Annotated in this window: 21 protein-coding genes and 1 tRNA gene; 14 read left to right on the top strand and 8 right to left on the bottom strand. The window is 71.2% G+C overall.

What is annotated here, in order from left to right:
- The first annotated feature begins 1 nt into the window (after position 1).
- The 8 genes from B7C62_11485 to B7C62_11450 all read left to right on the top strand — a co-directional run bounded on the left by B7C62_11485 (position 2) and on the right by B7C62_11450 (position 12233).
- Positions 2–1744, top strand: a complete 1743-nt coding sequence (locus B7C62_11485) for a beta-N-acetylhexosaminidase (protein ARF72826.1) — start codon at positions 2–4, stop codon at positions 1742–1744.
- A 294-nt stretch (positions 1745–2038) separates the two neighbouring features.
- Positions 2039–2935 (top strand): dehydrogenase, encoded by an 897-nt coding sequence (locus B7C62_11480; protein ID ARF72825.1) that lies wholly within the window; start codon positions 2039–2041, stop codon positions 2933–2935.
- Positions 2932–4614 carry a (2Fe-2S)-binding protein gene (locus B7C62_11475; GenBank protein ARF72824.1) on the top strand — a complete coding sequence of 561 codons (1683 nt, stop codon included), beginning with the start codon at positions 2932–2934 and terminating at the stop codon, positions 4612–4614. The genes B7C62_11480 and B7C62_11475 overlap by 4 nt, the downstream gene beginning before the upstream one ends.
- Before the next feature lie 97 nt (positions 4615–4711).
- Complete coding sequence (locus B7C62_11470) at positions 4712–7063, top strand: oxidoreductase (protein ID ARF72823.1); 2352 nt, start codon at positions 4712–4714, stop codon at positions 7061–7063.
- A gap of 54 nt (positions 7064–7117) precedes the next feature.
- Entirely contained in the window at positions 7118–7861 is a 744-nt protein-coding gene (locus B7C62_11465) for a hypothetical protein (GenBank protein ARF72822.1), read from the top strand.
- A 39-nt stretch (positions 7862–7900) separates the two neighbouring features.
- Positions 7901–8329: a hypothetical protein gene (locus B7C62_11460; GenBank protein ID ARF72821.1), complete on the top strand. Its 429-nt coding sequence runs from the start codon at positions 7901–7903 to the stop codon at positions 8327–8329.
- 21 nt (positions 8330–8350) lie between these two features.
- On the top strand, positions 8351–10699 hold the full coding sequence (locus B7C62_11455) for a hypothetical protein (protein ARF72820.1): 2349 nt from the start codon (positions 8351–8353) through the stop codon (positions 10697–10699).
- Positions 10700–11711: 1012 nt separating this feature from the next.
- The gene (locus tag B7C62_11450) at positions 11712–12233 is read left to right on the top strand and encodes a hypothetical protein (GenBank protein ID ARF77104.1); all 522 of its coding nucleotides are present in this window, start codon (positions 11712–11714) and stop codon (positions 12231–12233) included.
- A gap of 71 nt (positions 12234–12304) precedes the next feature.
- Here the strand turns inward: B7C62_11450 and B7C62_11445 are convergent.
- Positions 12305–12379 (bottom strand) — tRNA-Cys (locus tag B7C62_11445).
- 419 nt (positions 12380–12798) lie between these two features.
- On the opposite strand from B7C62_11445, the gene B7C62_11440 reads away from it, so the two are divergent.
- The 6 genes from B7C62_11440 to B7C62_11415 all read left to right on the top strand — a co-directional run bounded on the left by B7C62_11440 (position 12799) and on the right by B7C62_11415 (position 18959).
- Complete coding sequence (locus tag B7C62_11440) at positions 12799–14250, top strand: MFS transporter (protein ID ARF77103.1); 1452 nt, start codon at positions 12799–12801, stop codon at positions 14248–14250.
- Positions 14251–14290: 40 nt separating this feature from the next.
- The gene (locus B7C62_11435) at positions 14291–14491 is read left to right on the top strand and encodes a CopG family transcriptional regulator (GenBank protein ID ARF72819.1); all 201 of its coding nucleotides are present in this window, start codon (positions 14291–14293) and stop codon (positions 14489–14491) included.
- Positions 14488–14877, top strand: a complete 390-nt coding sequence (locus B7C62_11430) for a death-on-curing family protein (GenBank protein ARF72818.1) — start codon at positions 14488–14490, stop codon at positions 14875–14877. Before B7C62_11435 ends, B7C62_11430 begins: the two co-directional genes overlap by 4 nt.
- 156 nt (positions 14878–15033) lie before the next feature.
- Entirely contained in the window at positions 15034–16818 is a 1785-nt protein-coding gene (locus tag B7C62_11425; GenBank protein ARF77102.1) for a hypothetical protein, read from the top strand.
- A gap of 531 nt (positions 16819–17349) precedes the next feature.
- Positions 17350–17994, top strand: a complete 645-nt coding sequence (locus B7C62_11420; GenBank protein ARF72817.1) for an IclR family transcriptional regulator — start codon at positions 17350–17352, stop codon at positions 17992–17994.
- Positions 17995–18170: 176 nt separating this feature from the next.
- Positions 18171–18959 carry a hypothetical protein gene (locus tag B7C62_11415; protein ARF72816.1) on the top strand — a complete coding sequence of 263 codons (789 nt, stop codon included), beginning with the start codon at positions 18171–18173 and terminating at the stop codon, positions 18957–18959.
- Here B7C62_11415 and B7C62_11410 read toward each other — a convergent pair.
- From B7C62_11410 to B7C62_11380, 7 genes are all read right to left on the bottom strand, one after another.
- A complete protein-coding gene (locus tag B7C62_11410) occupies positions 18919–20301 on the bottom strand; it encodes an MFS transporter (GenBank protein ARF72815.1) in 1383 nt (460 codons plus the stop codon). The two genes, B7C62_11415 and B7C62_11410, sit on opposite strands and share 41 nt — an antisense overlap.
- A gap of 47 nt (positions 20302–20348) precedes the next feature.
- Positions 20349–20537, bottom strand: coding sequence for a hypothetical protein (locus B7C62_11405; GenBank protein ID ARF72814.1), 189 nt, complete (start codon positions 20535–20537; stop codon positions 20349–20351).
- Positions 20538–20592: 55 nt separating this feature from the next.
- On the bottom strand, positions 20593–21213 hold the full coding sequence (locus tag B7C62_11400) for a transcriptional regulator (protein ID ARF72813.1): 621 nt from the start codon (positions 21211–21213) through the stop codon (positions 20593–20595).
- A gap of 123 nt (positions 21214–21336) precedes the next feature.
- Positions 21337–22314 carry a glycine/betaine ABC transporter substrate-binding protein gene (locus B7C62_11395; GenBank protein ID ARF72812.1) on the bottom strand — a complete coding sequence of 326 codons (978 nt, stop codon included), beginning with the start codon at positions 22312–22314 and terminating at the stop codon, positions 21337–21339.
- A complete protein-coding gene (locus B7C62_11390; GenBank protein ID ARF72811.1) occupies positions 22311–23222 on the bottom strand; it encodes a permease in 912 nt (303 codons plus the stop codon). The genes B7C62_11395 and B7C62_11390 overlap by 4 nt, the downstream gene beginning before the upstream one ends.
- Positions 23219–24487 carry a polyamine ABC transporter ATP-binding protein gene (locus B7C62_11385; GenBank protein ARF72810.1) on the bottom strand — a complete coding sequence of 423 codons (1269 nt, stop codon included), beginning with the start codon at positions 24485–24487 and terminating at the stop codon, positions 23219–23221. The genes B7C62_11390 and B7C62_11385 overlap by 4 nt, the downstream gene beginning before the upstream one ends.
- The gene (locus B7C62_11380) at positions 24480–25127 is read right to left on the bottom strand and encodes an ABC transporter permease (protein ID ARF72809.1); all 648 of its coding nucleotides are present in this window, start codon (positions 25125–25127) and stop codon (positions 24480–24482) included. The genes B7C62_11385 and B7C62_11380 overlap by 8 nt, the downstream gene beginning before the upstream one ends.
- Between the last annotated feature and the right edge of the window lie 65 nt (positions 25128–25192).

Raw genomic sequence — 25192 nt, 5'->3', positions numbered from 1 at the left:
CATGACACCCCACGACGCCGACCCCGCACCCCACGACGCCGATCCGGCATCCGGGGACACCGACACCGACACCGGCCCGGGCACCCCCGGCGGCGCGGCGGCCCCCGGACTCATCCCCGCCCCGCGCACCCTGACCTGGGGGCCGCCCGGCCGACGGCCGTTCGTCCTGGACGCGGAGACCGTCCTCAGCGCCGCACCGGGCACCGAGGGCGTCGCCCGCCTGCTGCGCGCCACCGTGGGCGCCGCCACCGGTCTGGACCTGCTCCCGGGCACCGAAGGCCCCTGCGTGGAGCTGGCACTCGACGCGGAGCTGGCACCCGAGGCGTACCGCCTGACCGCCGACGCCGACGCCCTACGCATCACCGCGGGCAGCGCCGCCGGAGTGTTCCGGGGGACGCAGACCTTCCGTCAGCTCCTGGGCCCGGACGCCTTCCGCCGCGCCCCCCTCGCGCCGGGGCGCGCCTGGGAGGTCCCGGCGGTGGCCATCGAGGACGAACCGCGCTTCGGCTGGCGCGGCCTCATGCTCGACGTCTGCCGGCACTTCCTGCCCAAGGAGGACGTCCTGCGCTACCTCGACCTCCTCGCCGCCCACAAGCTGAACGTCTTCCACTTCCACCTCACCGACGACCAGGGCTGGCGCGTCGAGATCAAGCGCCACCCCCGCCTGACCGAGGTCGGCGCCTGGCGCTCACGCAGCAAGTACGGCCACCGGCAATCCGATCTGTGGGACGAGACCCCCCACGGCGGGTACTACACCCAGGACGACATCCGCGAGATCGTCGCCTACGCCGCCGAGCGGCATATCCGCGTCGTCCCCGAGATCGACATCCCGGGCCACGCGCAGGCCGCCATCGCCGCATACCCCGAGCTGGGCAACACCGACGTCATCGACACCACCACCCTCTCCGTCTGGGACACCTGGGGCGTCAATCCGAACGTACTCGCCCCCACTGACAACACCCTGCGCTTCTACGAAGGCGTCCTCGAGGAGGTCCTCGACCTCTTCCCCGCCACGACCTCGCCGTTCGTCCACATCGGCGGCGACGAGTGCCCCAAGGACCAGTGGAAGCAGTCCCCGCTCGCCCAGGCCCGGATCGCCGAACTCGGCCTGAAGGACGAGGACGAGCTCCAGTCCTGGTTCATCCGCCACTTCGACACCTGGCTCGCCGAGCGGGGCCGCCGCCTCATCGGCTGGGACGAGATCCTCGAAGGCGGCCTCGCCGAAGGCGCCGCGGTCTCCTCCTGGCGCGGCAACGCGGGCGGCATCGCCGCCGCCGAGGCCGGGCACGACGTGGTGATGTGCCCGGAGCAGCAGGTGTACCTGGACCACCGTCAGGACGGCCACGAGGACGAGCCGATGCCCATCGGATACGTCCGCACCCTGGAGGACGTCTACCGCTTCGAACCCGTTCCACCGGGCCTCTCCGAGGAGGCCGTCCGGCACATCCTCGGCACCCAGGCCAACGTGTGGACCGAGGTCATGCAGAACAGGTCGCGTGTCGACTACCAGGTCTTCCCGCGCCTCGCCGCCTTCGCGGAGGTCGCCTGGACACCCCTGCCCGCCCCGGCCGAACGGGACTTCACCGGCTTCGAGGAGCGCATGACGGACCATTACGCCCGGCTCGACGCCCTCGGCGTCGACTACCGCGGGCCGGGCGGCCCGCTGCCGTGGCAGAAGCGGCCCGGCGTCCGCGGCTTCCCCCGCGAGGGGGCGCCGCCGGAGGTGTGGACCCCGGCGGTGTGACCCCGGAACCGGCGTACGCGGCGCCCGCCCGCCGCGTACGCCGGGGTGAGCCGAACCCGCCCCGGCACGAACGGAATAAGTCGTACAAGCATCGCTGAAGAGTGGCAATTCACCCGCCACTCCGAAGACGTGTGAAAACGGGCCATCCCCCAGGTCAGGGACGGAACCGCCCTTCGCGGACCCTCGCGCCGGTCCGATCGGAAGATGTGCCAGAGTTGCCACGTCCGGCCTGTGAACACGTACCGTACGGCGCAACAGGCGGACCAGCCGGGAGACCGGGAAGGGGCAGCTGGGTTGACCACGCACGCACCGCAGGCGATGCAGTCGGTGACGCTGCCGGCCTCGCTCGACGAGGCCGTGGCGGCGCTGGAAGCCATGCCCGCCGCCGTCCCCGTGGCGGGGGGAACGGACCTGATGGCGGCCGTGAACAAGGGGCTCCTGCGCCCCTCGGCGCTGGTCGGCCTCGGCCGGATCAGCGAGCTGCGCGGCTGGCACTACCAGGACGGCCACGCGCTGCTCGGCGCGGGCCTCACCCACGCCCGCACGGGACGGCCCGACTTCGCCGCCCTGATCCCCGCCCTGGCCGCCTCCGCCCGCGCCGCGGGCCCGCCCCAGATCCGTAACGCCGGAACCCTCGGCGGCAACATCGCCTCCTCCGCGCCCACCGGCGACACCCTGCCGGTGCTGGCCGCGCTGGAGGCCGAGCTGGTCGTCGCGGGCCCCGGCGGCGTCCGCCGCGAGATCCCCGTCTCCCATCTGCTGGCCGGCCGCGAGATGCTGGGCCCGGCCGAGCTGATCGGCTTCGTCCGGGTGCCGCTGCTGCACGCCCCGCAGGTGTTCCTGAAGGCCACCGGCCGCACCGGCCCCGGCCGCGCCACCGCCTCGGTCGCCATCGTGCTGGACCCGGCCCGGCGTGGGGTGCGCTGCGCGGTCGGCGCCATCGCCCCGATGCCGCTGCGCCCGCTGGAGGCGGAGCGCTGGATCGCCTCGCTGATCGACTGGGACGGCGAGCGGGGCCTGGCCCCCGACGCGCTGGCCGCCTTCGGCGAGTACGTCGCCGCCGCCTGCATCCCGGACCACGCACCTCCGGCCGACGGATCAGAGGCCCCGCCGCTGTCCCCGGCCGTACTCCACCTGCGGCGCACCGTCGCCGCGCTCGCCCGACGCGCACTGGGGAGGGCACTGTCGTGAGCAATGAGGAACGCCCCGACCAGCACGGGCGGCACGGCCACTCCGACGGCCCCGACCCCCGGTACGGGGGCTGGGAGCCGACCCCGCAGAGCGGTGAGTACGACGCGGACGCCACCGCGTTCGTCACGCTCCCCCCGGAGGACCTCGACAACGCGCCGCTGGCCGCCCCGGGCCAGGGGTACGTACCGCCGATGATCCTGCCGCTGACCCCGGCCGCCGGTCTGGACCCGGCCGCGACGGGCAGCTGGGTCGTGCAGACGCAGAGCCAGCAGCAGGCCCAGGCCGAGCGGCGCGCCCAGGAGGCGCCCCCGGGCGCGGTGCACTGGCCGGACCCGAACGAGCAGGGCGGGTACGGGCAGCCGTACCAGGACACCTCGCACACGACGGCCCAGTGGAACTTCACCGAGGCCATCGGCGAGCAGGCGGCGCCGGGGGCGGTGCCCACCGCGGACTACCCGGACCACACGGGCCCTGGTGATCACACGGGCCCCGGTGACTACGCGGGTCACACCGGCCACGCGGACCACACCGGTCACGGAGAACCTGCCGGTCACACCAGCCCCACCGGACCCCCCGACCACGCCGGTCACACCGGCCAGTGGACGATCCCGGTCGCGGACGGGGATCTTCCGGACGAGTCGGGCGAGTTCCCGGCCTCGGCCGCGCCCCCGCAGCAGTGGTACGCGGACGACACGCGCCCCGCGACGCTCCCCGGCGGTGCCCCCGCGCCGTGGGCCACCCAGCCGCACCCCGAGGAGACCCACCCCGGACCTGACGAGGAGCACGCGACCGACGGCACCGCCCCCGAGGCCGCCCACCCGCTCCCTGCCGCAGAAGCCGCAGAGGGCGCAGAGGGCGGGGAACCGGAAGCGGAATCCCCCGCCACCCCGGAAGCGGAACCGGAGCCGGAAGCAACCTCCGTACCCACGCCCGACCCCACGGTCCCGTCAGGCCCCACGAACGACTCCGCAATCCTGCCCACCCCCGAAGAGGCGGCAGCGGCCGGACCGGACCCGGCCCCCGAAGCGGAACCGGAACCGGACCCGGCGCACGACCCCGCGCACGACCCGGCCGCCGCCCCCGTCGACGTACCGAGCGAACACCCCGCCGCCTCCTACCTCCTGCACGTGAACGGGGTGGACCGCCCGGTCTCCGACGCCTGGATCGGCGAGTCCCTGCTCTACGTGCTCCGCGAGCGCCTCGGCCTCGCCGGGGCCAAGGACGGCTGCTCGCAGGGCGAGTGCGGGGCGTGCAACGTCCAGGTGGACGGCCGGCTGGTCGCCTCCTGCCTGGTGCCCGCCGCCACCGCCGCCGGGAGCGAGGTCCGTACGGTCGAGGGGCTGGCCGTCGACGGCGAACCCTCCGACGTCCAGCGCGCGCTCGCCGCCTGCGGGGCCGTCCAGTGCGGCTTCTGCATCCCCGGCATGGCGATGACCGTCCACGACCTGCTGGAGGGCAACCACGCCCCCAGCGAGCTGGAGACCCGCCAGGCCCTCTGCGGCAACCTCTGCCGCTGCTCCGGCTATCGGGGCGTGCTCGACGCCGTCGCGGACGTCGTGGCGGGCCGCGAGGCGAGCGCGGAGGCGGCCGCCCAGGACGAGGCGCGCATCCCGCACCAGGCCGAGCCCGGCGCCGGTGGCGTACAGCGGCCCCACCCGAACGAGGGAGGCGCGCAGTGATCGACGCGCGCAGACCCGCGACACCAGGACAGCACCCCGCGACACCACAGGTCACCTCCCGCCGCCGTCGCGGCGGGGCGAACGACAAGGAGGCGGCGTGACCGGCGACGCGGCCACCGCGCCCAACGCGACCAGCACCAGCCTGCCCAGGATCGACGCCTCCGCCGGTCCCGGTGACGGACCCGGCCAGGAGCCGCCCCTGATGGGCCTGGGCGCCTCGCTGCCGCCCGCCGACACCCGCGCGAAGACCGAGGGCACCTTCCCGTACGCCGCCGACCTCTGGGCCGAGGGGCTGCTCTGGGCCTCCCTGCTCCGCTCCCCGCACCCGCACGCCCGCATCCTGTCGATCGACACCTCGGCCGCCGCCGCGATGCCCGGGGTGCGCGCGGTCGTCACGCACGAGGACGTCCCCGGGGACAGCAATTACGGCCGCCGGGTCGTCGACCGCCCGGTCTTCGCCGCCGAGCTGGTCCGCCACCACGGCGAGCCGATCGCCGCCGTCGCCGCCGACCACCCGGACACCGCACGGCTGGCCGCCGCCGCCATCGCCGTCGAGTACGAGGTGCTGGAGCCGGTCACGGACCCGGAGAAGGCGTTCGCGGCGGAGCCCCTGCACCCCGACGGCAACCTGATCCGGCACATCCCGCTCCGGTACGGCGACGCCGAGGCGACCGGCGAGGTCGTGGTCGAGGGCCTCTACCGCATCGGCCGCCAGGACCCGGCCCCGATCGGCGCGGAGGCGGCCCTCGCCGTGCCCCGCCCGGACGGCGGCGTCGAGCTCTACACCGCCTCCACCGACCCGCACACCGACCGCGATCTGGCCGCCGCCTGCTTCGGCCTGGAGCCGGACCGGGTCAAGGTCGTCGTCACCGGTGTCCCCGGCGCGACCGGCGACCGCGAGGACCCCGGCTTCCAGATCCCGCTGGGCCTGCTCGCCCTGCGCACCGGCTGCCCGGTGAAGCTGGCCGCCACCCGCGAGGAGTCCTTCCTCGGCCACGCCCACCGCCACCCGACCCTCCTGCGCTACCGCCACCACGCGGACGCGGACGGCCGGCTGGTCAAGGTGGAGGCCCAGATCCTGCTGGACGCGGGGGCGTACGCCGACGCCTCCTCGGAATCGCTGGCGGCGGCCGTGGCGTTCGCCTGCGGCCCGTACGTCGTGCCGCACGCCTTCATCGAGGGCTGGGCGGTCCGGACGAACAACCCGCCCTCCGGTCACGTACGCGGCGAAGGCGCGATGCAGGTCTGCGCGGCGTACGAGGGCCAGATGGACAAGCTGGCCGCGAAGATCGGCATCGACCCGGCCGAACTCCGCCTCCGCAACGTCCTGTCGACCGGCGACATCCTTCCCACGGGCCAGACGGTGACCTGCCCGGCCCCGGTGGCCGAGCTGCTCCGCGCGGTCCGCGACCACCCCCTTCCCGCCCTCCCCAAGGACACCCCGGAGGACGACTGGCTGCTGCCCGGCGGCCCCGAGGGCGCGGGCGAGCCCGGGGCGGTGCGCCGGGGCGTGGGGTACGGGGTGGGCATGGTCCACATGCTCGGCGCCGAGGGCACGGACGAGGTCTCCACGGCCACGGTCCGGGTCCACGACGGGGTGGCCACGGTGATCTGCGCGGCGGTCGAGACGGGCCAGGGCTTCACCACCCTCGCCCGCCAGATCGTCCAGGAGATCCTCGGCGTGGACGAGGTCCATGTGGCCGCCGTCGACACCGACCAGCCCCCGGCGGGCCCGGCCACGCACGGCCGCCACACCTGGGTGTCGGGCGGGGCGGTGGAGCGGGCGGCGAAGATGGTCCGCACCCAGCTCCTCCAGCCGCTGGCCCACAAGTTCGGCATGTCCACGGAGCTGCTCCAGATCGCGGACGGCAAGATCACCTCGTACGACGGTGTCCTCTCCACCACCGTCATGGAGGCGATGGACGGCAAGGAGCTCTGGGCCACCGCCCAGTGCCGCCCCCACCCGACCGAGCCGCTGGACGACTCCGGCCAGGGCGACGCGTTCGTGGGCCTCGCGTTCTGCGCGGTACGGGCGGTCGTCGACGTCGACATCGAGCTCGGCTCGATCCGGGTGGTCGAAATGGCGGTCGCCCAGGACGTGGGCCGGGTCCTCAACCCGAAGCAGCTGGCGATCCGGATCGAGGCGGGCATCACCCAGGGCATCGGCGCGGCCCTCACGGAGAACCTCCGCACCGCGCGCGGCATCGTCCGCCACCCCGACCTGACCGGTTACGCGCTGCCGACCTCGCTGGACGCCCCGGACATCCGTATCGTCAAACTGGTCGAGGAGCGGGACGTGGTGGCCCCCTTCGGCGCCAAGCCCGCCTCGGCCGTCCCCGTCGTGACGGCCCCGGCGGCGGTCGCCTCGGCGGTCCGCTCGGCCACCGGCCGCCCGGTGAACCGCCTGCCGGTGCGCCCGCAGGCGGCGGTGGTGAACGCCAAGAACTGAGGGGCCCGTACGCCGGACCGGCGTACGGGATGTCGAACGGGGGAGGGGCCCGGCATGATCACCGAGCCGGAGCTGGTGGGGGAGTCGGGCCCGGACCGGGCCGCCGACGAAATGGGCGGGTTCGACCGGAAGCCCACGTCCGGGCGCCGACGCGGTTCCGGTCTGCTGTGGGGCGCGGCCGGGGCGCTGCTGGCCTCCGCCGTGTGGGCGTCGGCGGTTTTCGTGTACGGCATCGGCATCGACCGCAAGCCGGAGACGCACGGATACCAGCTGGGGGAACGTTCCTGCTCCGCCCTCCGGCTGAAGGCGCTCACCGCGTCGGTGGGCGAGCGGATCGAGCCCCCGGAGCTCTCCTCGCAGCCGCTCGCGCATCCGGCGCTCGACAGCGTCGCGTGCTCGGTGTCGCTCTCCTCCGCCGCCACCACCAGCACGGGATGGAGCTCCGGGCTCACCGTCTGGATGACGGCGGAACTGCACAAGGAGACCGACCCCCGGCCCGCGTTCGAGGCCCGTGCGGGTGTGATGAGCCTGCTGGGCAACGAACCGGAGCGGTCGGAGACCGTACCCGGCCTCGGGGACCGGGCGTATCTGCTGGTCCTGGACGAACGCGATGCGGAGCTGAGGGTCCTGGAGGGCGGTGCCGTCATCACGCTCGCCATCTCCCTGGACATGAACCACGCGGGCTCCGACGACGGGGAGCCGTCGTCCGACCCGCCCGAATTCCCGGGCGCGGAGGAGTATCACGCGGATCTGATCAGTGATATGCGCGATCTCATGAAACAGTTGAAGACGGCCTGAGGGCCACCGTACGCACACACGGAACGAGGGGGGAGTTTCATGTCGTTCGAAGAAGAGTGGGCCGCGTTACGCTCCGCGGCGGCCGAACGAACCGCCATGCGCGTCAACGGAGTTCAGGCCGAGGGCGGGGGCGGTGGCGGCGCTGCCGATCTGGTGGTGAACCGGGACGACCTGGGCGCCATCGGGAACGACGCCTATGCCTTGCGGACACGACTGGCGAAGGACGGCGACCACGCCCGCCCCGCCACCTTCGACGCGGCGATCGCCCTCACCAACGGCAACTTCACGAGCGGCGCGGCGGTGCTCAAGGTGCACGACCGCTGGCGGACCCACCTGAAGACACTCCTGGATTCCTGCGCGCACATCTCGAACCACCTCGATTTCACCAAGGCCCAGCACGCCAGGGACGAAGTGAAGATCGTGGGGGATCTGGCCTCGATCTCCAAGCTCACGGAGTACATGAAGTAGCGGGAGCGGGGGAGCGCGCACATGCTGAGGTACGAGGACATCGTCGGCGCCCCGCTGGGGAAGCTGAAGGCCGCGGCCGACGACTGGTCGGAGATGGCGGCCAAGCTGGACAAGCTTGCGACCGAGGCCGCCGACGGAATGAAGGCCAGGGCGGACAAAGCGCGTTGGGACGGGGTCAACGCGGGCGTCACCAAAGCGTTCATCGGTAAGACGGCCAAGGAGTTCTCGGACGCCGCAGCCGAGGCCAAAGGCGTGAAGCAGATCCTTGAAGAGGGTTATGCGGCCATCAAGAAGGCCAGGGACGACCTGATCAGCATCCAGGAGCACGAGGGGCCCGCGGCCGGTGTCGTGGTGGACGGCAGGGGCAAGGTCACGGCGCGGAACCCGTTGTCGGAGAACAGCGCGGCCCGGCACGATCCGGACTACACCCGGTTTCTCCAGCAGGAGAGGAAGGACGTCGACTCCTGGCAGAAGAAGATCGACCTCATCGTCGACCAGTGCAACGACACCGATGAGTACTTCAAGAACTCGCTCGAGGCCAACGTCACCGACCGCAAGGACTTCAGCGCACCCAAGTTCACGAAACTGGACCAGGAACCGGCCGCCCGCGCCCTCGCGTTGGCTGCCAAGGGCCGCGACATCACCACCACCGAACTCCAGTTGTTCAACGATCTGCTGAAGAGCAACAGCACGTCAGTGGAGTTCGCGACGTACTTCTACGAGAAGCTCGGCCCGGAGAAGTCCCTCGCCTTCTTCGGGCAACTGGCAACGGACACCCTCGACCACAGCGGGGTCGACAAGGACCGCTTGGCACAGGTCCAGGACCTCCAGCGCAACCTCGGCCTGAACCTCGCCACCGCCTCGCACGACAAGGCGTTCACGGCCGAGTGGGGACCGGAACTGCGCAAGCTGGGCACGCAGCAGATCCCGCTGTCGAAGTACGACACCGGCGGTGCCCCGTACGGCTACCAACTGCTCGGCGGCATCATGCGGTACGGGAACTACGACGCGAAGTTCCTCACCCCGATCGCCGAACACGTGGCGCAGCTCCACCAGCAGGACCCGTACAGATTCGCCGGCAACAAACAGCCCAACGGCTTCCTGGAGAACCCGTTCAACCCCTCGGGCAGGAACGGCTCCGGCTATGACCCGATGCCGGCCATGCTGGAGGCGCTGGGGAACAGCCCGGAGGCGGCAAAGCGCTTCTTCGCCGATGAGCCGACGGCCTACAACGAGGACGGCACGGTCAAGAAGGGGGCTGCCGACCTGGGAAAGCAGGACGGCGAGGTGGTCACCGACTACCTCGACTTCTTCGCCAATGAGAAGTGGGAGTCGTTCCCGGACATGAGCTCCAGCGACCCGGACAAACGGGAAGCTTCCCTCCAGTACATGCCGGACGCGTTGGGGCGTGCTTTGGAAGCGGCGACACTCGGATATCCGGCCGGTCATCCGGACGTCGGCGTGGTAAGGGATGCCGACAACGCGGCCGTCATGCGGAAGGTCATGGAAAAGTACGGCACGGACGCGGGGCTCCTCAAGCAGCAGGAAGGGATGGCCGACAGCCTCGGAGTCATGGGCGCGGGATACATCGATGACATCAACTGGGCTCTGGACAAGGGCGGTCCCCACAGCCCCTTCGCCCCCACCAGCAATCTGGAGGGGCACCTCCCCCTCAGCGATCACGTGAGTCAGAGGGCACAAGAGAGGGACATCGTCCGCGGCTTCCTGGGGGCACTCGGACAGCATCCGGATGCCTATGCCACCCTCGCCACGGCGGAACAGGCATACACGAGAAGTGTGCTCGAAGCCCAAGTCGGGGCCGACGGGAAGATTGATTCAGGCTCGGCCCGGGTGGCCGTGCACGTCGGCGCCGAGGTGCACGGGACGCTCGACCAGTCCCGCGCCGATCAGGTCGAGGCGGAGCGGATGAAGACCCACGAGGACTACGAGAAGGCCGTCGCCCAGCGGGCGGGCTGGGTGGAGTTCGGTGCTGCGGCAGGAATCGCGGCCGGTGTCGCTTTTCTGCCGGCGACGGCCGCGGTGGGTGCTGCCGCCGTACTCATCCCTTTGGCGACCGATACCGCCAGCGGTGCAGCGGAGCAGGTCATGGGCCAGATCGTCGGGGATATTTCGGATAAAACGATCGATGAGAGCAAAGAGAAGGCCGAGGATCTCATCGGGGATGACTGGGGCAGTATTTTCCGCTCCGGCGAAGCCAGAGCGGAGGCTCCGATGGATGAATTCCTCGCACTTTATACGGGTGAAGGGGATGCGGATTTCCGCGAGGACATGAAGATGTCGCTGAGGATGGGCTATTCGACTGGAAATGATCGTGTGAGGCAGCAGGGCCCGGGGCCGGAGACGGGGTGATATCGCCAGTGGCGGCGAAAGGTGTGGCTGTGGGAGAGAAGCGGTGCAGGAGGGCCCTGATGGCCTTCCTTGTGGTGACTGTTGGTGCCGTTGGCACGGGGTGCGGATCGGACCCGGAGCCTCCGTCGCCCTATGTGAATGCGGCGGAGGTGTGTGAAGGGGTGTTCGCCGGTCGACTGGAAAAAACGGTTCAGGAGGTGACCGGCGGAACCGTCTTCAACCGGAGCGAGGCGGGCAGTATGGGCAAGGTGATCGAAGAGATCAAGAAGGGGCACGCGTCGGGCCGCAGCTGGTCGACAGGCCAGAAGCTCTGCAATATGTCCGTCAAGGGAGTCCCTTCCGATGAAAGGGCTTTTTTGTCGTTCAACATATACGCGCTTCGCGATGTGGGTGATCCCAGAAAACCTGAGGGGGCTCGTCGGTTCTTGCTGGGCAGGGAGGCAGTCGCTAATACTCGCTGGGCAAGTCTCTATTTCGAGTGTGTCAGCCCGCAGCTCGAAAAATCGGACCGTTTCCCGGCGCGTATTCGTGGAGGGCTGGGGAAAGCTAAGATCCGAGGTAACGCAGTGGAAAACCTGACCGCCAACCTCACTGTCCTGCACGCCGCCTCCCTCGCCGTGGCGAAGGAGCTGGAGTGTGAGGGGAACGCCGGCCTTCCCGAGAAACTGGACCCCGGGATGAAGCCGTTGTCGTAGGCCGTGGCGGAAACGGGGGAAGCGGCCTGAGCCGGACGGCCACAGCGAGGCGGCCTGTCTGCGGGACCGGGCTGATGGTGTGCAGATCCCGGCGGGGCCGGGCCTTGAGGATGACGGATGAGGAGGACGCACGGATGCTTCCGCGGAAGAGGCGGGGGACCGGAAAGCGTGGGCCCGGTGGGCTCGTCGGCGCGGTCGTCGTGGCGTCCCTGCTGGCCGGGGCGGTCGGTTGTGCTGATGAGAGGGACGGGACAGGGCGCGCCAAGGAGCCCGAGGACCGGTCCGTGGCCCCCACCGAGCTCTGTGGGGGAGAGGCGGTGTCGGCCGAGGCGGGCGAAGCCCTGAAGGTGATCACCGGGACGACCAGGTTCGAGGGGTGGAGCGACTACCCGACCGTTGCGCATGGCGCACAGGAGCTCCGGAAGCGGCTCACGTTCGCCGTCGTCGGTGACGGGGATGTCTGCCGGTTCTTCCCCCTGGGTGATATGCCGGACAGCCACTTCAGGGTCACCTGGGAGCTGGTCGAGGGTGCCCCGACGGGCGAACCGGACCCGAAGTTCACGGAGCTCGCGATGGGGGAGCGGGCGCTGACCGCGCGGGATGCCGCGTTCCTTCAGTTCGCCTGCCGAAGTGAAGGAATCGCCGATTCTCCCTCTGTCCTCCATATCCAGATCGGTGTGGAGAACTGGGCCTTCCCCAAGAGGTTCAGGGCCGACCCCAAGATCCTGGAGAACGCCCACGCGACCGTGGCCCACTCCTTCTCCCTGGCCATGGCGAAGGAACTGGGGTGCGAGAACGACGGAGGGCTGGCGGCCCGGCCGTCACTGGACCCTGCGTAAGCCCGCCCGCCCCCGGTACACGCCGACGGCCCGCCTCCAGGAGATGGAGGCGGGCCGTCGGGTCTCTTCGCTGGAGGCCGTGACCGGAATCGAACCGGTGTAACTCGAGTTGCAGTCGAGCCCCTGAGCCTCTCGGGCACACGGCCAAGCTGTGCTGTGCTGTCCCCGACGTTAGGCGGCGCGGGGAGCGGGCCACAAGGGAAGCGGGCGGTCCGCAACACGACTGCCATACGCCGTTCACGCCCGGGGCTTCCGTCCTACGACCAAGGGACGGGTCCGGACAGGTACAGCGACAGGGTTCAAACCGCTCCATGCCTCTTACTCTGGGGAAATGACCGCCCCCGAACAGCGCGACGGCACCGGCCCCGCGCACCTCGTATCGACCGATCCGCCGCACGACCACCACCCGGCCGACCGCCACCCGGCCGACCGCCGGCTGTACGACCGCGACCAGGGCGGGCCCACCACCCCGGCCACCGGGCTGCCCACCGACCCGGCCACCGGGCTGCCCGTCGGCCTCCCCGCGGACCTGAAGACCGGCATACCCGGCGACGTACGGCCCGGTATGCCGGACGCCCTGCCCGGTGATCTGACCTCGGAGGTCGCGGGGGCGGCCGCCGAAGGGGTGCTCGGGCGGACCTACCGGGCGCTCAGCATCGGCATCGTCTCCGTGGTCTTCCTCATCGCATTCGAGGCGACGGCGGTCGGTACGGCGATGCCGGTCGCCGCACGGGAACTGCACGGCATCCCGCTCTACGCGTTCGCCTTCTCCGCGTACTTCACCACCAGCCTCTTCGCCATGGTGCTCTCCGGGCAGTGGGCCGACCGGCGCGGGCCGCTGCAACCGCTCGCCACCGGGATCACCGCCTTCGGCGTGGGGCTGCTGCTCTCCGGGGCGGCGGGCTCGATGTGGGTGTTCATCGCGGGCCGGGCGGTCCAGGGGCTCGGCGGCGGGCTGGTGATCGTCGCCCTGTACGTGGTCATCGGGCGCGCCTACCCCGAACGCATCCGGCCCGCCATCATGGCCGCCTTCGCCGCGAGCTGGGTGATCCCGTCCGTGGTCGGGCCGCTGGCCGCAGGGACGGTGACCGAGCAGCTGGGCTGGCGCTGGGTCTTCGTCGGTATCCCCGCCCTCATCGTCATCCCGCTCGCCCTGGCCCTTCCGCAGATCCGCCGGATGGCCTCGGGCCCGGCGGACCCGGAGGCGTCGGCGCAGCCGTACGACCGCCGTCGCATCCGGCTCGCGCTGGGGATCTCGGCGGGGGCCGGGCTGCTCCAGTACGCGGGCCAGGAGCTGAACTGGCTCGCCGTGCTCCCCGCCGCCGCGGGCGTCGCCCTGCTGGTGCCCGCTGTACGGGGGCTGCTGCCCACCGGGACCGTACGGGCGGCGCGCGGGCTGCCGTCGGTGATCCTGCTGCGCGGGGTGGCGGCCGGTTCGTTCATCGCCGCCGAGTCCTTCGTCCCCCTGATGCTGGTCACCCAGCGCGGCCTGACCCCGACCATGGCGGGACTCTCCCTGGCGGTGGGCGGCGCGACCTGGGCGCTGGGCTCGTTCGTCCAGTCCCGGCCGCGTCTGGAGCCGTACCGGGGGCGGCTGATGGTGAGCGGGATGGTGCTCGTGGCCGCGTCCATCGCGCTCGCCCCGACCGTACTGATCCCGGCCGTCCCGGTCTGGATCGTCGCCGTGGCCTGGGCCTTCGGCTGCTTCGGCATGGGCATGGTGATCGCCTCCACCAGCGTCCTGCTCCTGAAGCTCTCGGCCCCCGAGGAGGCGGGCTCCAACTCCGCCGCCCTCCAGATCTCCGACGGCCTCTCCAACGTGCTGCTGCTGGCCATGGGCGGCGCAGCCTTCGCGGCCCTCGGCGGCAAGGCCCTGGGCGCGGCGGCACACGGCACGGCGGCGACCGGCGCCACGGGCTCGCACCCGATGGCCTTCGCGGCGGTGTTCCTGCCGATGGCGGTGGTGGCCGCGGTGGGGGCGTGGGTGGCTACGCGGGTGGTCGTGCGGGAGAAGTGAGCGGTACCACTCTGACCCCACCCGGTGGTACCGTTCTGGTATGGCGATGAACCTGCGTCTCCGTGACGACCAGACGGAAGCCCTCAAGCGGCGTGCCGAACAGGAGGGCATCAGCATGCACGCCATCGTGCTCCGGGCCGTGGACGACTATCTCGCCAGAACGGCGCAGCAGGCCATCGTCCGCGAGACGGCGAAGGAGCAGGCGGCCAAGTGGAGCGAGCTGATGGATCGGCTGAAATGAGCTGTGTCTACCTGAGCTCCGAGGACGCCCTCGTGATCGCCGAGCACGCGTGCGACGACATGCAGATCGTCGTCCGGGACGCCGGTCTGCTGGAGTCGGCGGCCCACCGCCCCTCGGCGGCCATGTTCGGTGAGGAGGCTTACCCTGACCTGATCGACAAGGCGGCGGCACTTCTCCAGTCCCTGGCGGTCAACCGCCCTCTGTTCGACGGCAACAAGCGCACTGCCTGGCTCTCCTGCGTCACGTTCCTCGCCATGAACGGCGTCGACCTGCGCCCGGACATCGACGCGGCGGAGCGGCTGGTCATCGATGTCGCCACAGGAGAGACAGACGAGATCAAGGTGATCTCCCAGGGGTTGCGGGACCTGGTCGTCGACGCGATGTGAGCACCGTCTCGTCCGGCACCGGCGCGGCTTGTTCGTACCTGGTTTCAACCGGGCCCCCGGTAGGGTGGCCCGGTTGTCGTATCGCGGGCCGGGTCCTTCGGGCCGGGTGCGGTAGTGGCAGCGACCCACGTACCCGAGCGCCCCGAACCGGAGACCGTGACTACTACCACCGCCTCCCACCACCTCTCTCCCGCCTTTCCCGGCCGTGCCCCCTGGGGCACCGCCAACAAGCTGCGAGCCTGGCAGCAGGGGGCCATGGAGAGGTACGTCCAGGAGCAGCCGCGCGACTTCCTCGCCGTCGCCACGCCCGGCGCGGGCAAGACCACCTTCGCGCTGACCCTCGCGTCGTGGCTGCTGCACCACCATGTCGTCCAGCAGGTCACCGTGGTCGCCCCGACCGAGCACCTCAAGAAGCAGTGGGCGGAGGCGGCCGCCCGGATAGGGATCAAGCTCGACCCGGAGTACAGCGCCGGTCCGCTGAGCAAGGAGTACCACGGTGTCGCCGTGACGTACGCCGGTGTCGGCGTCCGCCCGATGCTGCACCGCAACCGGTGCGAGCAGCGCAAGACCCTGGTCATCCTCGACGAGATCCACCACGCCGGGGACTCCAAGTCCTGGGGCGAGGCGTGCCAGGAGGCGTTCGACCCGGCGACCCGGCGGCTCGCGCTGACCGGTACGCCGTTCCGGTCGGATACCAACCCGATCCCCTTCGTCGCGTACGAGGAGGGGAACGACGGCATCCGCCGCTCCTCCGCCGACTACACCTACGGCTACGGCAACGCGCTCGCCGACGGCGTCGTCCGCCCCGTGATCTTCCTCAGCTACAGCGGCAACATGCGCTGGCGCACCAAGGCCGGTGACGAGATCGCGGCCCGGCTCGGCGAGCCGATGACCAAGGACGCCATCGGGCAGGCGTGGCGCACCGCGCTCTCGCCCACCGGCGACTGGATTCCCAACGTGCTGGCCGCCGCCGACAAGCGGCTGACCGAGGTCCGCAAGGGCATCCCGGACGCGGGCGGGCTCGTCATCGCGACGGACCAGGACTCGGCACGCGCGTACGCCAAGATCCTGAAGAAGGTCACCGGGGAGACGCCGACCGTCGTCCTCTCCGACGAGAAGGCCGCCTCGAAGAAGATCGACAAGTTCAGCGCGGACGAGTCGCGCTGGATGGTCGCGGTACGGATGGTGTCCGAGGGCGTGGACGTGCCGCGCCTCGCCGTCGGCGTGTACGCCACCACCATCTCCACGCCCCTCTTCTTCGCCCAGGCCGTCGGCCGCTTCGTGCGCTCCCGCAGGCGCGGTGAGACCGCCTCCGTCTTTCTGCCGACGATCCCGATGCTCCTCGACTTCGCCAACGAGATGGAGGTCGAGCGCGACCACGTGCTCGACAAGCCCAAGAAGGGCGGCGACGAGGAGAACCCGTTCGCGGAGGAGGACCAGCTCCTCGCCGACGCCGAGAAGCTGGAGGACGAGGAGACCGAGGACCAACTGCCCTGGGAGGCACTGGAGTCCGACGCCGTCTTCGACCGAGTGCTGTACGACGGCGCCGAGTTCGGCATGCAGGCCCACCCGGGCAGTGAGGAGGAGCAGGACTACCTCGGTATCCCCGGCCTCCTCGAACCCGACCAGGTGCAGCTTCTCCTCCAGAAGCGCCAGAGCCGGCAGATCGCGCACAGCCGCCAGAAGCCGGCCGAGGAGGCCGACCTCCTGGAGAAGCCCGCCGAGGCCCGGCCCGTCGTCACCCACAAGCAGCTCCTCAGCCTGCGCAAGCAGCTCAACACGATGGTCTCCGCCTACACCCACCAGAGCGGCAAGCCCCACGGTGTGATCCACAACGAGCTGCGCCGCGTCTGCGGCGGCCCCCCGAGCGCCGAGGCCACGGCCCACCAGATCCAGACGCGTATCGCCAAGGTCCAGGAGTGGGCGACCCGGATGACGTGACGGGGCCGCCCCGCCCGCCCCGCCCTCCTGCCGTGCGGCCCGCTCCGGTCCTGTCCGGGGCGGGCCGCACGTCGGGTTCCGGGGTGGCCGCACGTCCGGTTCCGGGGTGGGCCGTACACCCGTTTTCGGCCACCTGGCGCTTCCCGGCACGCCCAGCCGGAAAAATATGCGCGCTTCAATTCACGGTGAGTTAACGACAGTTCACATGAGGTGTACGAAGGGTCACCATCACGTCTGTCGACCAGGACGCGCGTAGACGTTCGCGTTTCGGACACCACCGCGCTGACCGGCGGTTATGCCGTACGGTCAGGACCCCGCCCCGAGAGGCGCCCGGATTCTGGACGAGGGCTTCCGCTGAGCGGACTGGCTCGCTACTGTCCCGGCCATATGAACGCCCCGTGGCAGAGCCGCCGCGGAGCGCAGCCGGTGCCTATGGCCAGACCGGCGGCCTCTCCGTGCGTCGCCGCTGGGACCGGTGTCGCAACCCCCGGAACAGGGCCGCCGTCGCTCACCCGAAGAGGAGAGGGCGTCGTGACAGCGGAGACTTCCCAGACGCTCGACCGAGGACTGCGGGTCCTCAAACTGCTCGCCGATACCGATCACGGTCTGACCGTCACCGAGTTGTCCAACAAACTCGGCGTCAACCGGACCGTCGTCTACCGGCTGCTCGCCACCCTGGAGCAGCACGCCCTGGTCCGCCGCGATCTGGGCGGCCGCGCCCGGGTCGGGCTCGGTGTGCTGCGCCTGGGCCGACAGGTGCACCCCCTCGTCCGGGAGGCCGCGCTGCCCGCGCTGCGCTCCCTGGCCGAGGACATAGGGGCCACCGCCCACCTCACGCTCGTCGACGGCAGCGACGCCCTCGCGGTCGCCGTCGTCGAGCCCACCTGGACCGACTACCACGTGGCCTACCGGGCGGGCTTCCGCCACCCGCTGGACCGGGGGGCCGCGGGGCGCGCCATCCTCTCCGCCCGCCAGCAGACGGCGGCCGGCCACCCCGGCTACACCCTCACCCACGGCGAGCTCGAAGCCGGAGCCAGCGGGGCGGCGGCGCCGCTGGTCGGGGTCTCGGGGGTGGAGGGGAGCGTGGGCGTGGTCATGCTCGCCGACGCCGTACCGGAACGGGTCGGGCCCCGCGTGCTCGACGCCGCCCGGGAAGTGGCGGACGCCCTGCGGTAGGGGCGCCCCCGTTCCGTACGTACGGGCGGCCCCCTGCCGCAGGGCGTCCGTTCCGTACGTACGGGGGCGCGGTTGGACGTGTTCCCGTATGTACGGGACCGGCGTACGGGGAGGAGGCGCGGCGGGGGCGTACGCCTGGCGCGTTCCCGGTCCCGCCCGGCGGTTAGATTGGACGGGTGCTCACTCGTCTCTCGCGCCCCCGCGCGCTCGCCCTCTGCGCGCTGCCCGTCCTCGCCCTGTTCGGTACGGCGGCCCTCGCGCCGCTCCCGTTCACCCTGGCGCAGCCCGGGGTGACCGCCGACGTGCTCGGCGAGGACCGGGGCAAGCCGGTGATCACCATCACCGGCGCCGAGACCCGGCCCACCGAGGGGCAGCTGCGGATGACGACGATCGTCGCCACCGGGCCCAAGGCGGACGTCCGGATCGGCAACGTGCTGGACGGCTGGTTCCGTACGGACCGGGCGGTCATGCCCCGGGACTCCGTCTACCCGACCGGCGGCTCCGAGAAGGAGATCGAGCAGCACAACCTGAACGACATGAAGGACTCCCAGAACGTCGCCGTCGACGCCGCCCTGAACCACCTGGACCGCGAGCCCGGCTCGATGCGGGTGAGCGTGGACCTCGGGGACATCGGCGGGCCCAGCGCCGGGCTCTTCCTCTCCCTCGGCATCATCGACATGCTCGACGGCGACGGGAAGGGCGGCGACCTCACCGGGGGCCGCACCATCGCCGGTACGGGGACGATCACCGCGGACGGCAAGGTCGGCGCGGTCGGCGGGGTCTCCATGAAGACCCAGGCCGCCCACCGCGACGGGGCCACCGTCTTCCTCGTCCCGAAGGCCGAGTGCCGCGAGGCGGAGGCGGAGCGGCCCGAGGGGCTGCGGCTGATCCCCGTCACGACCCTGGACGGCGCGGTGGGCGCGCTCAAGGCGCTGGAGAGCGGCGGGAAGGTGCCGAGCTGCTGATCCCCTTCGGCGGGGGCGGTACGGCGGGTTCCCGGCCCGCCGCCTCGCCCGCTGCCTCTTCCCGGCCCGCCGCCTCGCCCGCCGCTTCTTCCGCCGAGGCCGCCGCTCCCTCCATCGTCCGCCACGACGGGAACACCAGCGGGCTCAGCGTCGCCAGGAAGTACACCCCGCCCATCGCCAGCAGCGCCCCCGTCGAGCCCGTCCCCTCCACCAGCAGCCCGGCCGCCAGTCCGCCCAGCGGCATCGCGAACTCGCAGCCGGCGGTCAGCGCCCCCGAGACCCGGCTGCGGAGCCGGTCCGGTACGCGCTCGTAGATGACCGTCGTCAGGATCGGGTTCAGCACCCCGCCCGCGATTCCGCCCAGCAGCATGGTCACCGCGAGCGGCAGCGTCGTCCCCGTCACCGCCGCCACCAGGAAGCGCGGCGCCCCGCACAGGATCACGCACACCGTGAACACCGCCCGCCGGGGGAAGCGGTGACCCACCGCCCCGTACAGCAGCGCCCCCGCCAGTCCGCCCGCCCCGAACAGCGCGGTGAGCAGCCCGATGTCCCGCGCTCCGCCCAACTCGGCCTCGGCGTGCACCGGGAGCAGGACGGCGTACCAGCCCTGGTCGGTGCCGTTCATGAGCATCACCATGAGGACGATCGCCAGCAGCAGCCGGTTGCCCAGCAAGTGGGCGTATCCCTCGCGGAGTTCGGTGCCGTACGTGCGCAGCGAGACGGGTGCCCCGCCCTTGCGCGGTTCGGCCGCGCCCACGCCCCGTACGCCGACGGCGACCAGCAGTGCGGAGAGGCCGAACGTGGCCGCGTCCAGGAGGAGTACGGTCTCCGACCCGGCGAAGGCGATCAGGATGCCGGCCAGCGCCGCGCCGACCATCCGGGCCCCGCGCGAGACCGCGTCGAAGAGGCTGGCGGCCCGGGGGAGCGTGGTGCCCGCGTGCTCCGCGAGATCGGGGATGAGGACGTACCGGGCGGTGTTGCCCGGGGTGTGGGCGAAGCCGTTCAGGGCCATCAGCGCGCAGAGCATCCAGAACTCCAGGGCGCCCGCCCGGTGGAGCAGCGGGATCGCGGCGATGGCGAGGCCGCAGACCGTGTCGGAGACGACGGCGGTCCTGCGGCGGCCGATCCGGTCGATGAACGGTCCGCCGATCAGCGCGGCGACGACGATCGGCAGGGTGGCGCAGAAGGCGACGACGCCCGCCCGGCCCGCGCTGCCGGTGGTCTCCAGGACGAACCAGGGCACGCCGATCAGGGTGAGTGAAGTCCCGGCGGTGGAAATGGAGTTGGCCGCGAGCGTGGCGGCGAGCGGCAGGCGATGGCGGTGGCGGTGGTGGTGGTGCATGGCCGTGCTTCCCCCGAAGGCGACTGGCCAGGGCCTGTGCGGAAGCCCTAGGCGGTACGGAACGTGTGGGCACCGGCCGCCGCCGGTCCGCTCCGGGCCAGCCGGAGGCCGAGCTCGACCATCGTCCAGCCGACGCGGGTCCGCAGGGCGGTCCGGGGCGGGGTGAACGACCGTGCCTCGCGGCGCAGTTCGGCGGAACGGTCGGCGTGCAGGAGCATGTGGATGTCGGCGTTCATGGGTAATTCCCTCCGGTTCATCGGCTGTTGGGGATCGGTGCTCATACGGGGACGCTCATTCGGAAGGGCGCGGGAAGACGTGCAGGTGGGTCTGGACCATCGCCGATCCCTCGGTGTCCTCCGGGACCCGGCCCCGGTAGCTCTCCACGAGTTCATGGACCTTGTGGGACAGCTCCAGCGAGAGTTCCGGCGTGAGGCGGATCTTGAAGTCGCTCAGGTCCCAGCTCCGCTGCCACTCCTCCGGCCAGTCGCCCGACGTGCCCAGCCAGGTGTTGAGGTCCCGGGCGTGAGTGGTGGCCGTCTCGTGCAGGAGGAACTCGATGGCTCCGCGCACTTCCGGATCGGCGTGCGTCATGAAGTCCGCGCTCTCGACCGTCGAGCCCTGGTGCACCGACCGCCACCAGCGCTCGCGGCCCTTGCCCAGCTCCGGGGCGTCCTCCACCAGCCCGCTCTCCGCGAGCTGGCGCAGGTGGTAGCTGGTCGAGCCGCTGGACTCGCCGAGCCGATCGCCGAGCTTGGAGGCGGTGGCGGGGCCGAACTCCCGGAGTGTGTCGAGTAGTCGGAGCCGCAGCGGATGCGCGATGGCGCGCAAGGCGCGGGCGTCGACGTGGTGGATCTTGCGGTCGGTGCGGTCGGCGTGGGGGTGGGGGCGGTCGCCCTGCTCGTTCTCTGCCATGCGCCAACCGTAGAGTTGCAAAGAGTGCTTTGCAAGTGGTTTTTTGCAACTCGACCTTTGCAACACAAGCTTTGCAGCAGTTTCTTTGCAGCGAACCCTTGGCAACTCCCTCCCCGGGCTCCCTCACCCCTCCTCGATGAACCCCTCCGCCACCAGCCACTCCTTCGCCACCTCGTGCGGGTCCTCGCCCTCCACATCCACCTTGGCGTTCAGCGTCCGTGCCACCTCGGTCGTCAGCTTCTTCGCGAGCGGGTCCAGCAGTTCGGCGATCACCGGGTACTTCTCGAAGGTCGCCAGATGGATGACCGGGGAGGCGTTGTAGTTGGGGAAGAAGTCCTTGTCGTCCTCCAGCACGTCCAGGTCCATCGCCTCGATCCGGCCGTCGGTGGTGAACACCTCGCCCAGCAGGCAGGAGTCGGACTCCGAGACCTGGGTGTAGATGATCCCGGCGTCCATCTTCTGGATGTTGCCCGCCGGGATCTTCATCCCGTACTTCTTCTCCATGCCGGGCAGCCCGTCGTCCCGCGAGGCGAACTCGTTCTCCACGCAGATCGTCACCGCGCCCGGGTCCCTCTTTGCCAGCGCCGCCACGTCCGACAGGGTCTTCAGCCGGTACTTGGCGTTGTTCTTCTTGCTGATGGCCAGCGCGTACGTGTTGTCGAGCGGGGCCGGAGGCAGCCAGACCACCCCGTTGCCGCGGTCCTCGTCCCGTACCGCCTCGTACTGCTTCTTCGGGTCCACGATCGGGTCCGCGTGGCCGAGGAAGGTGATCCAGCCGGTGCCGGTGTAGTCCCACTGGGCGTCCGCGTCGCCGTTGATGATGGCCTCGCGGGCGCTGATCGAGCCCGGCAGGTTCGTGCGGTCGATGACCTCCGCCCCGGCCGCCTTGAAGACCAGGCCGGTCATCTGGCCGAGGATGATGTTCTCGCTGAAGTTCTTCGAGGTCACCGTCAGCGTGGCGCCCTTCAGCGGCTCGCCCCGGCCGACCGAGCCCGGCGACACCTCGTCCACCATCGGGGAACCGCTCTTGAGCCCGCAGCCGCCCACCAGCAGCAAGGACGCGGCCGCCAGGACCCGGAAACCGTACGTCGTCGTCCTCACCGCTCCTCCAGCCCGCGCGGGGTCAGCGCCAGTTCGGCCAGCGAGGCCAGCCAGTCCACCAGCAGCGCCAGCACCACCGTCAGCACCGAGCCGATGACCAGCACCGGCATCCGCTGCGTCTGGATGCCCGAGGTGATCAGGTCGCCCAGCCCGCCGCCCCCGCCGAACGTGGCCAGCGTCGCCGTACCGACGTTCAGGACGAGTGCCGTACGTACTCCGGCCAGGATCAGCGGCACCGCGAGCGGCAGCTCCACCTTGAACAGGACGCCCCGCCCGGACATCCCCATCCCGCGTGCCGCCTCGATCATGTTCGGCTCGATCGCCCGCAGACCCGCCACCGTGTTGGAGAGCACCGGCAGCACCGCGTAGATCACGATGCCGATGATCGCGGTCCGGGGCCCGATGCCCAGCCAGATCACCAGCAGCGCCAGCAGACCGATCGCCGGGGTCGCCTGGCCGATATTGGCCAGCGCCGTGAACGCGGGGGCCGCCTTCCGCAGCCGCCGCCGGGTCAGCGCGATGCCCAGCGGGATCGCGATGATCAGCACCCAGAAGGTGGAGATCGCCGTCAGCCGCACATGCTGCCACCAGCGCAGCTGCACATTGCCGCCGGAGAGCGAGTTCTCCGCGATCGAGTCCAGGTGGATGGTGGTGATCCAGATGTACGTGATCACCAGGATGACCGCCAGCACCAGCGGCAGGACGACCAGTTTGCGCCAGGTGATCCGGCGCGCCGGGGCGGCCGGGGCGGGGGAGGGGTCGCTCTCCTCGTCGTGGAACGCGTGGCCCTTGACGTCGTGCTCGCCCGGCGGCCGGGTGGGAGCAGCCGGGCCCTTGCCGGAACCGGGACCGGAGCCGGGGCCCGAGGCGGGACCGGAGCCGGGGCCGGACGGGTGGCTGGGGCTCATACTCCGCCGCCACCCCCCTCCAGCTCCTGCTCCGTCCGGTGGACGCGCAGCTCCTCCAGCTCGTGCTGGTGCTCCATCGCGGTCAGCCGGTCGGCCTCCAGCAGCTCCTGCACGTTGTCCATCAGCGTCTTCATGTCGACGACCCCGATGAACTCGCCGCGCCGCCCGGTCACCGCGACCCGCCCCCCGCTGTCGGTCAGCACCGCCTCCAGCGCGTCGTGCAGCGTGGCGTCCCGGGTCACCGTGTCGTGCACCAGCTGCCCGGCCCGCGCCAGCGAACCGCGCGCCCGCATCAGGTCGCCGCGCCGCAGCCACTTGTACGGGCGGTTCCTGCGGTCCAGCATCAGCAGCTCGTTGTGCGGGCCGTTGCGCAGCTTGTTGAAGATCGTCTGGAGCGGGTCCTCGACCGTCACCGTCGGGAAGTCCGCGATGCCCACATCCCGTACGCGGGTGAGGTTCAGCCGCTTCAGGGCCGCGCCCGCGCCGACGAAACCGGAGACGAAGTCGTCCGTCGGGTTGGTCAGGATCGCCTCGGGGGTGTCGAACTGCGCGATGTGCGACCGCTCCCGCAGCACCGCGATCCGGTCGCCCAGCTTGATCGCCTCGTCGAAGTCGTGGGTGACGAACACGATCGTCTTGTGCAGCTCGTGCTGGAGCCGGATCAGCTCGTCCTGGAGGTGGTCGCGGGTGATCGGGTCGACCGCCCCGAACGGCTCGTCCATCAGCAGGACGGGCGGGTCGGCGGCGAGCGCCCGCGCCACACCCACCCGCTGCTGCTGCCCGCCGGAGAGCTGGCGCGGATAGCGGCCGTGGAACTCGCGCGGGTCCAGGCCCACCAGGTCGAGCATCTCCTCCACCCGGTCCTTCACCCGGGACTTCGACCAGCCGACCATCTTCGGGACCAGGGCGATGTTCTCCGCGACCGTCATGTGCGGGAAGAGCCCGGAGGACTGGATCGCGTACCCGATCTTGCGGCGCAGCTTCACCGGGTCGATGTCGGTGACGTCCTCGTCGCCGATCCTGATCCGGCCCGAGGACGGCTCGATCAGCCGGTTGATCATCTTCAGCGTGGTGGACTTCCCGCAGCCGGACGGGCCGACGAAGATCACGGTCTCCCCGGCCTTGATCTCCATCGAGACGTTGTCGACGGCCGGGTTCGGGTTGCCCGGGTACTTCTTGGTCAGGTTCTCCAGCTGGATGGTGGCCCCGGAGGCGGCCGGGGTCCCCTCGTCCACGGCGACGGCGCCGGTCTCGGTCTCAGGCACGAATCCCCCTCGGGATGGTCAGCCGTCCCAGCAGGACGTACGCGGCGTCGAAGAGCAGGGCGAGCACGACGATGCCGAGCGTGCCCGCGAGGACCTGGTTGATGGCATTGGCGCTGCCCAGCGAGGCGATGCCCCGGAAGATCTCGTTGCCGAGGCCGGGCCCGGAGGCGTACGCGGCGATGGCGGCGATGCCCATCAGCATCTGGGTGGAGACCCGGATACCGGTCAGGATCGGCGGCCAGGCGAGCGGCAGCTCCACCCGGCAGAGCCGCGCCAACCGGGACATCCCGATGCCCGTCGCCGCGTCCACCAGCGCCGGATCGACGCCCCGCAGCCCCACGATGGAGTTCCGGACGACGGGCAGCAGCCCGTACAGCGTCAGGGTGATCACCGTCGGCGCCACCCCCAGCCCCACCAGCGGGATCAGCAGACCGATCGCGGCCAGCGAGGGGATGGTGAGGATCGTCGCCGTGGAGGTGATGGCCAGCGAGCCGCCCCAGCCGCTGCGGTAGCTCACCACCCCGATCAGCACGCCCAGCAGGGTGGCGATGACCATGCACTGGAAGACCGCGCTGACGTGCTGGAACGCATCCGTGAGGAGCTGCTGGTGGCGGGTGATCAGATACTCCCAGAAGCTCACACGGCACTCCCTCGGCTCGGCCCGTCTCCTCGGCCCGGCGCCCGGACGGCGGCCCCGGCCCTCGG

This window comes from Kitasatospora albolonga, from assembly GCA_002082585.1.
Taxonomy (GTDB): domain Bacteria; phylum Actinomycetota; class Actinomycetes; order Streptomycetales; family Streptomycetaceae; genus Streptomyces; species Streptomyces stephensoniae.
This window is presented reverse-complemented; position numbering and strand designations above follow the sequence as displayed.

Bases quoted from the DNA above. Each gene is read 5' to 3' on its own strand.
- B7C62_11485 (ARF72826.1), top strand. From the start codon at position 2: ATGACACCCCACGACGCCGACCCCGCACCCCACGACGCCGATCCGGCA.
- B7C62_11465 (ARF72822.1), top strand. From the start codon at position 7,118: ATGATCACCGAGCCGGAGCTGGTGGGGGAGTCGGGCCCGGACCGGGCC.
- B7C62_11460 (ARF72821.1), top strand. From the start codon at position 7,901: ATGTCGTTCGAAGAAGAGTGGGCCGCGTTACGCTCCGCGGCGGCCGAA.
- B7C62_11455 (ARF72820.1), top strand. From the start codon at position 8,351: ATGCTGAGGTACGAGGACATCGTCGGCGCCCCGCTGGGGAAGCTGAAG.
- B7C62_11440 (ARF77103.1), top strand. From the start codon at position 12,799: ATGCCGGACGCCCTGCCCGGTGATCTGACCTCGGAGGTCGCGGGGGCG.
- B7C62_11435 (ARF72819.1), top strand. From the start codon at position 14,291: ATGGCGATGAACCTGCGTCTCCGTGACGACCAGACGGAAGCCCTCAAG.
- B7C62_11430 (ARF72818.1), top strand. From the start codon at position 14,488: ATGAGCTGTGTCTACCTGAGCTCCGAGGACGCCCTCGTGATCGCCGAG.
- B7C62_11410 (ARF72815.1), bottom strand. From the start codon at position 20,301: ATGCACCACCACCACCGCCACCGCCATCGCCTGCCGCTCGCCGCCACG.
- B7C62_11405 (ARF72814.1), bottom strand. From the start codon at position 20,537: ATGAACGCCGACATCCACATGCTCCTGCACGCCGACCGTTCCGCCGAA.
- B7C62_11400 (ARF72813.1), bottom strand. From the start codon at position 21,213: ATGGCAGAGAACGAGCAGGGCGACCGCCCCCACCCCCACGCCGACCGC.
- B7C62_11390 (ARF72811.1), bottom strand. From the start codon at position 23,222: ATGAGCCCCAGCCACCCGTCCGGCCCCGGCTCCGGTCCCGCCTCGGGC.